The organism is Microvirga aerilata, assembly GCF_016743775.1.
In the GTDB taxonomy this organism is placed as follows: domain Bacteria; phylum Pseudomonadota; class Alphaproteobacteria; order Rhizobiales; family Beijerinckiaceae; genus Microvirga; species Microvirga aerilata.
In genome coordinates, this window is the sequence record NZ_JAEQMY010000039.1 from 37,697 (window position 1) to 47,540 (window position 9,844).

15 protein-coding genes are annotated in these 9,844 nt (G+C 65.8%); 9 read left to right on the forward strand and 6 right to left on the reverse strand.

What is annotated here, in order from left to right; all coding sequences use genetic code 11:
* The first annotated feature begins 176 nt into the window (after positions 1-176).
* The gene (dusA, locus tag JKG68_RS20565; RefSeq protein WP_202063246.1) at positions 177-1,184 is read left to right on the forward strand and encodes a tRNA dihydrouridine(20/20a) synthase DusA; all 1,008 of its coding nucleotides are present in this window, start codon (positions 177-179) and stop codon (positions 1,182-1,184) included.
* A 67-nt stretch (positions 1,185-1,251) separates the two neighbouring features.
* On the opposite strand, the gene JKG68_RS20570 is transcribed toward dusA, so the two are convergent.
* The 3 genes from JKG68_RS20570 to JKG68_RS20580 are packed head-to-tail and all read right to left on the reverse strand — an operon-like array spanning position 1,252 to position 3,022.
* Positions 1,252-1,959, reverse strand: a complete 708-nt coding sequence (locus JKG68_RS20570; RefSeq protein ID WP_202063232.1) for a retropepsin-like aspartic protease family protein — start codon at positions 1,957-1,959, stop codon at positions 1,252-1,254.
* Positions 1,956-2,171 (reverse strand): DUF1289 domain-containing protein, encoded by a 216-nt coding sequence (locus JKG68_RS20575; RefSeq protein ID WP_202063233.1) that lies wholly within the window; start codon positions 2,169-2,171, stop codon positions 1,956-1,958. The genes JKG68_RS20570 and JKG68_RS20575 overlap by 4 nt, the downstream gene beginning before the upstream one ends.
* 14 nt (positions 2,172-2,185) lie before the next feature.
* On the reverse strand, positions 2,186-3,022 hold the full coding sequence (locus JKG68_RS20580) for an adenosylcobinamide-GDP ribazoletransferase (RefSeq protein ID WP_202063234.1): 837 nt from the start codon (positions 3,020-3,022) through the stop codon (positions 2,186-2,188).
* Positions 3,023-3,100: 78 nt separating this feature from the next.
* On the opposite strand from JKG68_RS20580, the gene cobT reads away from it, so the two are divergent.
* From cobT to JKG68_RS20620, 8 genes are all read left to right on the forward strand, one after another.
* Positions 3,101-4,126: a nicotinate-nucleotide--dimethylbenzimidazole phosphoribosyltransferase gene (gene cobT / locus JKG68_RS20585; RefSeq protein WP_202063235.1), complete on the forward strand. Its 1,026-nt coding sequence runs from the start codon at positions 3,101-3,103 to the stop codon at positions 4,124-4,126.
* Entirely contained in the window at positions 4,123-4,635 is a 513-nt protein-coding gene (locus tag JKG68_RS33585) for a thermonuclease family protein (RefSeq protein ID WP_202063236.1), read from the forward strand. The genes cobT and JKG68_RS33585 overlap by 4 nt, the downstream gene beginning before the upstream one ends.
* A 62-nt stretch (positions 4,636-4,697) precedes the next feature.
* Positions 4,698-5,333, forward strand: coding sequence for a uracil-DNA glycosylase family protein (locus tag JKG68_RS20595; RefSeq protein ID WP_202063237.1), 636 nt, complete (start codon positions 4,698-4,700; stop codon positions 5,331-5,333).
* Positions 5,334-5,455: 122 nt separating this feature from the next.
* Positions 5,456-5,665, forward strand: a complete 210-nt coding sequence (locus tag JKG68_RS20600; protein WP_202063238.1) for a CsbD family protein — start codon at positions 5,456-5,458, stop codon at positions 5,663-5,665.
* 90 nt (positions 5,666-5,755) lie between these two features.
* Positions 5,756-6,106: a hypothetical protein gene (locus tag JKG68_RS20605; RefSeq protein ID WP_202063239.1), complete on the forward strand. Its 351-nt coding sequence runs from the start codon at positions 5,756-5,758 to the stop codon at positions 6,104-6,106.
* 155 nt (positions 6,107-6,261) lie between these two features.
* On the forward strand, positions 6,262-6,468 hold the full coding sequence (locus JKG68_RS20610) for a hypothetical protein (RefSeq protein WP_202063240.1): 207 nt from the start codon (positions 6,262-6,264) through the stop codon (positions 6,466-6,468).
* 132 nt (positions 6,469-6,600) lie between these two features.
* Entirely contained in the window at positions 6,601-7,392 is a 792-nt protein-coding gene (locus JKG68_RS20615) for an enoyl-CoA hydratase-related protein (protein ID WP_202063241.1), read from the forward strand.
* A 12-nt stretch (positions 7,393-7,404) separates the two neighbouring features.
* Positions 7,405-7,611 carry a hypothetical protein gene (locus JKG68_RS20620; RefSeq protein ID WP_202063242.1) on the forward strand — a complete coding sequence of 69 codons (207 nt, stop codon included), beginning with the start codon at positions 7,405-7,407 and terminating at the stop codon, positions 7,609-7,611.
* Positions 7,612-7,663: 52 nt separating this feature from the next.
* Here JKG68_RS20620 and JKG68_RS20625 read toward each other — a convergent pair whose 3' ends face one another.
* The 3 genes from JKG68_RS20625 to JKG68_RS20635 all read right to left on the reverse strand — a co-directional run.
* Positions 7,664-8,542 carry an NAD(P)-dependent oxidoreductase gene (locus JKG68_RS20625; RefSeq protein WP_281399180.1) on the reverse strand — a complete coding sequence of 293 codons (879 nt, stop codon included), beginning with the start codon at positions 8,540-8,542 and terminating at the stop codon, positions 7,664-7,666.
* Between the two features lie 47 nt (positions 8,543-8,589).
* Complete coding sequence (locus tag JKG68_RS20630) at positions 8,590-9,396, reverse strand: ABC transporter substrate-binding protein (RefSeq protein ID WP_202063244.1); 807 nt, start codon at positions 9,394-9,396, stop codon at positions 8,590-8,592.
* Between the two features lie 10 nt (positions 9,397-9,406).
* Positions 9,407-9,844, reverse strand: a 438-nt coding sequence (locus JKG68_RS20635; protein ID WP_512699486.1) for a GTP 3',8-cyclase MoaA family protein, incomplete at its 5' end; no start/stop codon positions are given.

Genomic DNA, 9,844 nt, shown 5'->3' on the forward strand with positions numbered 1-9,844 from the left:
ACCGAACAGTCAGGTCACAGGCGTATTCGGGCGAGATTGCGGTAGCGTGGCCTTATCGATTGCGGCTCTGTGACATCGCTGACCGCTTATTTTCCTTGAGATCGGAGCCACCATATCGGAAAAGCCTGCTTAAAGGTCCGATGGACCGGAAAGCTCTCCTAAAAATTGCATCGATGATGACCCAGAAATTTTTCACCGTTGCCCCCATGATGGACTGGACCGACCGGCATTGCCGGGCGTTCCATCGCGTCCTGTCGCGCCGGGCGCGGCTTTATACGGAGATGGTGACCACGGGCGCGGTCATCCATGGACCGCGCGAGCGCCTGCTGGGCTTTTCCGGGGTGGAGCATCCGGTGGCGGTGCAGCTTGGCGGGTCGGACCCGAAGGATCTGGCGGAGGCCGCGCGGATCTGCGCCGATTTCGGCTATGACGAGATCAACCTCAATGTGGGCTGTCCCTCGGACAGGGTGCAGAACGGCCGCTTCGGCGCCTGCCTGATGCAGGAGCCCGTGCTCGTGGGCGAATGCGTGGCGGCCATGAAGGCTACCGTGTCCCTGCCGGTCACCGTGAAGTGCCGGATCGGCGTGGACGATCAGGATACGGAAGAAGCTCTCGACCGCCTGACCGATTGCGTGGTCGCGCCCGGCTGCGACGAGCTGACGGTGCATGCCCGCAAGGCCTGGCTGAAGGGCCTGTCGCCGAAGGAAAATCGCGACATCCCGCCTCTCGACTACAACCGCGTCTATCGCCTCAAGGCCGCCCGCCCGGATCTGCCGGTCGCCATCAATGGCGGCATCAAGACCTTTGCCGAGGTGCACGAGCACCTGAAGCACGTGGACGGCGCGATGCTCGGCCGCGTGGCCTATCACGAGCCGGAGATCCTGCTTTGCGTCGACCCTGAGCTTTACGGCGAGAAAGCGCCTGTGGCGGACGGGTTCGAGGCCGTCGAGGCCTACGAGCCCTACATCGCAGCACGCCTCGCCGAAGGCGAGCGGCTCCACACCATGACCCGCCACATGCTCGGGCTCTTCACAGGCCGCCCAGGCGCCCGGGCCTACCGCCGCCACCTCGCGACGGAAGCGACCAAGCCTGGGGCGAACCTGCAAACCCTGCGGGACGCGGTGGCGCTGGTGTCTCGGGTTGAGACCGCGCCTTCGGAAGCAAGGCTCAGCGCTGCGGAATAGAACCGCCCTCATAGTCATCCCCGCACAGGCGGGCATCATTGCGCGGACCTGGGATCACATGGCGCTGCTAACCCGCGCTGCCCTTGCCCCTCAGGATCAGCCTGTTCCCCCGCACTTCGTAAGATCCCAGCCGCTCCAGGAAAGTCATCCCTAGGAGGTTGGCGTGGAGGACGCCGGAGCGGGCGATCAGCGCGCGAACATTGCGCTCCGTGATCGAGCCGACCGACAGGGTCTCGATGATCACCGGCGCGGCGAGCGCGCTGCCGTTGGCGGTAGAGACGGGAATGGAATAGTTCAGGCTCTCCGGCTTGAAGCCGAGGGCCGCGGCGTTCTCGGCGCGCAGGACCACGGTGCTGGCGCCCGTGTCGAAGATGAACGGGGTCTCGCGGCCGTTCACCTCGCCCCTGACCACGAAGCTTCCATCGGTCCTGCGGGCCGCCACCACTTCGCCTTCCGGCGTCACGACGGTCCGGCCCACCGAAATGTCCCCGATGGCGCGGTCGAGCACGGTCTGCAACTCGTCCCGGGAGGCGTAGGTCACGAGGATGGCGATGAACAGGCCGCCGCTGACGGCGATGGCCTGCACCCCATAGGTCCAATGGCGGGAGAACCCTTCGACGATGGAGGCGGCCATCAGGAGGGTGACGCCGCCCAGGCTCAGCAGGGCCGAGGCCTCGAGAGGCGAGAACTCCCCGATTGCCTCATCGGCGAAGAGCCCCACCAGGAGCGCCGCGATGAGCAGGAGAAGGCCTGCGCCGCGAATCCCCGGCATCATTCCGCCCGGTCGGATTGGGGAGTCAGGGCCCCCTCAGGGAAGAAGGCTGCGCGCATGCGCTCCGGCAACTCGGCGATGATCTGGAGGCGCTCCTCCTCGGTCATCCTGTACCACCTGACGATCTCCTCACGGGTACGGCCGCAGCCCTCGCAGAGGCCTGTGCCGGGATCGAGGGTGCAGACGCGGATGCAGGGGCTGGTTGCTCGGCTCATATGCTTTCATGTCGTCATGGCTGGAGAGCGGTCAAGAGGCCGATGAGCGCGGCAATCTCGGCGACCTGCTGGGCCGCGCCGGCAACATCCCCCGTTTGTCCTCCCAGGTGCCGGTCCGCGAAGCGGATGAAGGCGAGGCCAGAAAGAGCCGAGAGCGCCAGCATCAGGGCGATCCCGAGGGGCGGAAGGCCTGCCAATGCGCCCAGGACCACCGCAATGCCACCTGCAAGCCCGGCCGCGAGCCAGAAGGTTTCCCGTGAGGGCTGCCCGACCGCCTGCGAGAGTCCGTCTCGGCGGGCCGGGGCGAGAAAGGCCAGGGGCATGAGGCCCGCCGTGCGAGACACGGACGCCGCGATGAGCACCGCCGCCATGACCGCGCCTCCATCAATGCGCGAGGCAAGGGCCGCGAGGGCCCCGATCCGGAGGGCAAGCGAGAGGAACAGGGCGGAGGCGCCGAACGAGCCGATGCGGCTGTCGCGCATGATTTCCAGGCGTTTCTCGCGAGTCGAGCCGCCGAAGCTGTCGGCGGTATCCGCCAGCGCATCCTCATGCAAAGCCCCGGTCGTCAGGGTCATGGCGGCGACGGAGAGGATCGCGGCAAGCCAGGGGCCGAGATCGAGCAGGAGGGCGCCGCCCAGCGCAAGCGCCGGGAGCAGCCCGATCACCAGACCCGCCAGAGGAACGACGCGCACGAGGCGCGGGAAACTCGGCAGCGCATGGGGGTCCTGCTCCCACGGCAGGACCGGCACCGGCAGGCGGGAATAGAAGCGCACGCAATGGGCCAGATCGACCGTGACGGCCTTCCAGGCTGCCAGGGGCTCCGCCTCACCCTGCTCAATTTGCTCCGACATGCTTCACCCCGCGTCGATGGGCCGTTATAGGTCACGGCTCTTCGCGTTCTGCAATGCCCTTGCGGGCTGGAGCCCCTCATGACCGATGCCGTGTCCTCACCTTTCGACGATATCCGCCGCCTGATCACGACCATGCCCGGTCCGGACGAGGCCGCCGTCGAGGCCGTGCGGACGCGGGACCGCATGCTCACCAAGCCCGCCGGCAGCCTCGGCCGCCTGGAATGGATCGCCGAGTGGCTCGCCGCCTGGCAGGCCAAGCCCAATCCGAGCGTCGACCGTCCGCTCGTCTGCGTGTTTGCCGCAAGCCACGGGGTTACCGCCAAGGGTGTGTCGGCTTTTCCCTCCGACGTGAACCGCCAGATGCTGGAGAACTTCGCGGCGGGCGGGGCCGCCATCAACCAGATCTGCGCCGCCTATGGGCTGGGCTTCAAGGTCTTCGATCTCGCCATCGACATGCCGACCGGCGATATCACCGAGGCCGACGCCATGGACGAGAAGTCCTGCGTCGCCACCATGGCCTTCGGCATGGAGGCGATTGCCGGCGGTACGGATCTTCTGGCCATCGGCGAGATGGGCATCGGCAACACCACCATCGCGGCCGCCATCTACACGGTCCTTTACGGCGGACCGGCCGAGCATTGGGTGGGGCGCGGCACGGGCCTCGACGACGAAGGGCTGACGCGCAAGGTCGCGGCGGTCGAGGCGGCCGTCGCTCATCATGGCGATCACCTGAAGGACCCGCTCGAAGTGCTGCGCCGCCTCGGCGGACGCGAGATCGCCGCCATGGCGGGTGCGATCCTGGCCGCAAGGCTCCAGCGCATTCCGGTGGTTCTCGACGGCTATGTGGCAACCTCCGCCGCTTCCATCCTCCACGCGATCCATCCCTCCACCATCGATCACTGCATCGCCGGGCACCTCAGCGCCGAGGGCGCGCACCAAGACGTGCTGGAGCGCCTGGGCAAGATCCCGCTCCTGGCGCTCGGCATGCGCCTGGGCGAAGGCTCGGGCGCGGCCCTGGCGGCGGGCCTCGTGAAGGCCGCCGCCGCCGTTCACCGGGATATGGCCACCTTCGGGCAGGCGGGAGTCTCCGAGCGCCTGTCGTGAGGTTTCCAAGCCGCCGCTCCCGGCCGAGTGGTATCGGGTCGCTGATCCTGGCGCTGGCGCTCGCGGGTGTGGCTGCGCTTGCTCTCAAGCCCAACGGACGGGCGCTGGAGGGCCGGGCCCAAGTGACCGACGGGGACACGATCCGCATCGGCGAGACCCGCATTCGCCTGAAGGGCGTCGATGCGCCGGAGATGGAGCAGAGATGCACCCGCTCGGGGCGCTCCTATGCCTGCGGCGAGACCGCCCGCCGGGAGCTGATCGAGCTTGTCTCCGGCGAGACCGTCCGCTGCCGCGCCTCGGGTCGCGATCGTTACAAACGGGTTCTCGCCCGCTGCACCGTGAACGGCAGCGACATCGGCGCCCATATGGTGGAGAGGGGCTGGGCCGTCTCCTATGGGCGGGACTACGATGCCGAGGAGGCTCGCGCTCAGCGCCGTTCGGCGGGCCTGTGGGAGGGTGATTTCGAGCGCCCGCAGGCTTGGCGCAGGCAGCATAGGGGGCGGGGCTGACCGGGCCGGCACGCCCTTGCCGAAGCCTCGATAAACGCCCCCGCGCTCCCCATCTGAGAGGTATGAACCTCCCCGCCGGTTTCGACGATCTCGCGATACGACTAAGAGCCTGCCGCATCTGCCGCGATGCGCCGCGCTACGGAACGCCCCTGCCGCATGAGCCGCGGCCCATTCTTCAGGGCAGCCCGTCCGCACGGCTGTGCATCGCAAGCCAGGCGCCCGGAACGCGGGCTCATGCGAGCGGCATTCCCTTCGCGGACCGGTCCGGATCCCGGCTGCGCTCCTGGCTCGGCATTGGCGAGGCCGCCTTCTACGACGCCAGCAGGGTCGCCATCGTGCCCATGGGCTCCTGCTTTCCGGGTCAGGACGCCAAGGGCGGCGATCTCGGCCCTCGCCGGGAATGCGCGGAGGCTTGGCGCCGGCCGCTCTTCGAGGCGATGCCCAATCTCGAACTCGTCCTCCTGATCGGCCATTACGCCCAGGCCTGGCATCTGGGCGACAGGTTCCGCGATGGCCTGACCGAGACCGTGAGGCGCTGGCGGGACATCCTGGAAAGCCCGGACAAGCCCCGCATTCTGCCGCTGCCTCATCCGTCCTGGCGCAACAACGGGTGGCTCAAGAACAATCCTTGGTTCGAGGCCGAGCTGCTGCCCGTGCTCCAAGCGGAGGTCGAGGGGCTGCTCAAGAAGGACCAGTGATGCTCCGAAATAAAGTACTCGAGGTCTATTTGGGCCGAGAAGTAAAAAGGTAGCTATATACAATAATATCTTGGAACATCGGAGTTCCGAGAACGTTTACATTGCACAGGTTAAACATTTTCATGACGCATGGTTCTGTCGACCAAACCAACATCTTCGCCGGACGGCATATCCGCCACATCCAAGCCAAATGGGATCGCCTCACGATATCGGATCTCGCGCAGATCAAAACCAAGGCGCAGCTGATCGCGCGCTTGGAAGAGCAGTACGGCATGTCCCACGAGGTGGCAGCCCAGGATGTCGAGATCTGGGGCTCTGATCGGCGCCTCTGATCGAATCAATCTGCCGATCGACCGCATGGGTGCGAACCTCCGTTCGTGTATGGCGGCCTGCACGGATGCCGCGAACGAAGGATATACCCTATGACAGCCCATCATCATTATGCCGTCGGACAACGCGTTCTTTATACGGAGCAGCGTTTCCCTCATCTGATCTGCAAGCAGCCTTACACCATCGTCCGGTGCCTGGATTCGAAGCGTCCCGAACCGCAATATCAGATCCGCTCCGCGGCCCGTCCTTGCGACTGCGTGGCCGGCGAGGGCGAACTCAGCCACGAGGGTCTGCCCCTCGGCGCATTTCAGGAAATGGACATCCCGGGTTTCGTGGATTCGAACGTCATGAGCGAGGCGGCCAATCTCAACCTTGTGCCCTGGGCAAGCCTGCCTCGCCGGGCGCGGCACAAGAACGAGCAGCCCCGCCAGCTGAGGCACTAGCAGTGTTGTTCGCGCGACAATCCGGTCCGACGAAGAACGGCAGAACCCTCCTGTCCCTCGCAGGCTTGGGCGTCATCTTCTCCTTCGGCCTGTTCTGCATCCTGGTTCTCTGAGCAGCAAACCAAGTCCGATCCACGTCCTGAAAGGAACAAGCGATGTCCAACTACCTCTTTGCCACGGGCCAGCATGTCACGCTCACGGCCAAGCGCTTCATCGGTCCCGCCTGGACCGGAGCCTTCGTGGTCACCAAGCTTCTTCCCTCCGGCGGCGAAGAGCCCCGTTACGAGATCAAAGCCGTGGGCGAAACCTATACCAGGGCTGCCTTCGAGAGTGACTTGAGCGCCCGGGCCGAAGGCCTCTAGGACCTTAGCTCTCGGATCGGCGGGGGCTGCCGTCCCTTGAGGGATCATTACTTCGTCTGAACCGGATTTTTTGCTCGTGCTTCACCGGGCCGGTCGCCCTATGTTCAAGCTCGACGACAAGGAGCTTGAGGCATGAGCCTGACCACCCTGCGCTGCATCATCGACGGACCGGTTGCGACCATCACGCTCGCCCGGCCCGACAAGATGAACGCGTTCAACGCCACCATGCATGCCGAACTTCGCGACGCACTGGACCGGTGCGAGCGGGACGATGCGGTCCGCGTGGTGGTGCTGACCGGGGAGGGGCGGGCCTTCTCCTCCGGGCAGGATCTGACGGTGGACCTGAAGCGCGACGAAGAGGGGCGCATCGATCTCGGACCCGCTCTCACCCGCGACTACAACCCGCTGATCCTCAAGCTCTCCAATTATCCCAAGCCGACGATCGCCGCCTTGAACGGGCCGGCGGTCGGCGCGTCCATGAACATCGCGCTGGCCTGCGATATCGTGGTGGCCGCTCGCTCGGCCTACCTGCAGGAGGCGTTTGCCAAGATCGCCCTGATCCCGGACGCCGGCGGCACCTGGATCCTGCCCCGGCTCGTCGGTCCCAAGCTGGCCCTCGCCCTCATGCTCAGCGCCGAGTCGATCCCTGCCGAGGAGGCGCAGCACATGGGCCTCGTCTACAAGGTGTTCGACGATGCCTCCTTTGCGGTCGATGTTGCCGCCTTCGCGTCGAAGCTCGCGGCCGGACCGGGGCTCGCCTACCGGCTGACCAAGCAGGCGGTGGCGCAAAGCCTGTCGAACGATCTGGAGGCGCAGCTTGCCTTGGAGGCCCGGCTTCAGGCGGAGGCAGGCTCCAGCCATGACTTCGCCGAAGGAGTCGCGGCCTTCCGCGAAAAGCGCGCACCCCGGTTCGAGGGACGGTAAGGAGACAAGCGCATGCGTCCCACCTACTGGATTATCGGCCTTGCCACCTTGAGCATCGTCATCGGGATGTTCATGTCCCAGGACCCCGAGCGCGCCGGGCGCCTCTCGCAGATGTATCGCGATGCGGCATTCACGGGCGAGGCGCGCCAGATGGTGATCATGGGGCTCGCCCTCGCGATCGGCGCCTTCGTCGTCTACCTCTCGATGACGCGGCGCTGACGCTGTCCGCCGGAGCGGGGAAGCTCCGGCGCTTTGCTTTCTGCTCTAAGATTTACTTCTCGAGCCGGGCGATCAGGCTCGACGTATCCCAGCGCTTGCCGCCCATGGCCTGGACCTCCGCATAGAACTGGTCGACGATGGCCGTCACGGGCAGGCTCGCGCCGTTCTTGCGGGCTTCGCCCAGCACGATCGACAAGTCCTTGCGCATCCAGTCGACCGCGAAGCCGAAATCGAACTTGCCCTGGTTCATGGTCTTGCCGCGGTTCTCCATCTGCCAGGAGCCGGCCGCGCCCTTGGAGATCACCTCGAGCACCGCCTCGATGTCGAGGCCCGCCTTCTTGCCGAAGTGAATGCCTTCGGCGAGGCCCTGCACAAGGCCCGCGATGCAGATCTGGTTGATCATCTTGGTGAGCTGGCCGGAGCCAGCCGGACCCATGAGGCGTGAGGCGCGGGCGAAGCTCATGATGGCGGGCTCAGCCCTGGCGTAAGCCTCCTGGTCGCCGCCGCACATCACGGTGAGCACGCCGTTCTCAGCGCCTGCCTGGCCGCCCGAGACCGGGGCGTCGATGAAGGAGAAACCCTTTTCCCGGGCCGCGGCGTCAAGCTCGCGGGCCACCTCCGCCGAGGCGGTGGTGTGGTCGACGAAGATCGCGCCGGCGCTCATCCCCTGGAAGGCCCCGTCGGAACCCAGCGTCACCTGACGCAGATCGTCGTCGTTGCCCACGCAGGCGAACACGATCTCCTGGCCCTGGGCAGCCTCGCGCGGGGTTGTGGCCGAACGCCCGCCGTGCTCCGAGGTCCATTGCTCGGCCTTGGATGCCGTGCGGTTATAGACCGTGACCTCGTGACCCTTCGCCTTGAGGTGGCGCGCCATGGGACAGCCCATCACGCCAAGACCGAGAAAAGCAACCTTCGCCATCGTGTGCTCCATCATTCGCTTCTCGTTCTAGGAAGAGAGAATGCCGGGGTCAAACGACTCTATTTGGTGTCGAAGGAAAAATACTTGGCTCGGATCCGGTCGTAGCTTCCATCGGCCTTCACTTGCGCGATCGCGCGGTTGAAACGCTCCCGCAGGCTCTCGTCCTCCTTGCGCAGGCCGATGCCGTAGGCCTCGCGCCGATAGGCCGGCTCCGCAGGCGAGTGGCCGAGGATATGGCAGCAGCCGCCTTCGCGGCTTTCCAGGAACTTGGAAAGGAGCAGTTCATCGGCAAAGACGGCATCCACTCGCCCGACCAGCAGGTCGAGATTGGCCTCGTCCGCCTTGGCGTAGAGGACGATTTCGGAGTCCCTGTAGAAGGTTTTCAGGTAGGTCTCGTGATCGCTGCGCTCGATGGTGCCGATCTTTTTGCCGACGAGCGCCGCAGGAGAGACTTCGCCCGGAGGCACGTCCTTGGAGCCGATGAACACGGCCGGAATCCGGTAGTAGGGATCGGAAAAGGCAATCCGCTTCTGGCGCCGTTCCGTGATCTCCAGCGACGACATGATCGCATCGTATTCCCGGTTCAGGAGCCCCTTGACGATCCCCTCCCATGCATGGGGCACGAGCTCGCAGGCGGCGTTCATCGCCTCGCAAAGGCGATTGAGAAGATCGACCTCGAAGCCCTGCAGCTCATTGTTGGCGTCGATGAAGTTGAAGGGCGGGTAGGCCCCTTCCACGGCGATGCGGATCTCAGGCAGCGGTGACGGAGCGGCCTCCTTCGCAAGCGACGCATGTCCCCCGAACGCCACCAGCAGGCCCACGAGAAGGGCCACCCTGCGCCCGAAGATCGAAACTCTCGTACTCATGGAAAAGCGCCTATCCCCCCGTGACGCTCATGTGGCGGCTCAGCGCCGGGCGGGCATGGCGCCGGTCGATGATGAAGTCATGCCCTTTAGGCTTGCGGGCGATGGCATGCACGATGGCCTGCCGGAGCAGGGCATCGTCCTGGGAGGCGCGCGCCGGGGCCCGCAGGTCGGCGGCGTCCTCCTGTCCCAGGCACATGAAGAGCTGGCCCGTGCAGGTCAGCCGCACCCGGTTGCAGCTTTCGCAGAAATTGTGGGTCATCGGCGTGATGAAGCCGAGCCGTCCGCCGGTCTCCCTCACCCGCACGTAGCGGGCAGGGCCACCGGTGCGATCCTCCAGATCCTCCAGGGTGTACCGTGCCCCGAGACGAGCACGAACCAGGGAGAGGGGCAGGAACTGATCGATGCGCTGCCCGTCGATCTCGCCCAGGGGCATCACCTCGATGAGGGT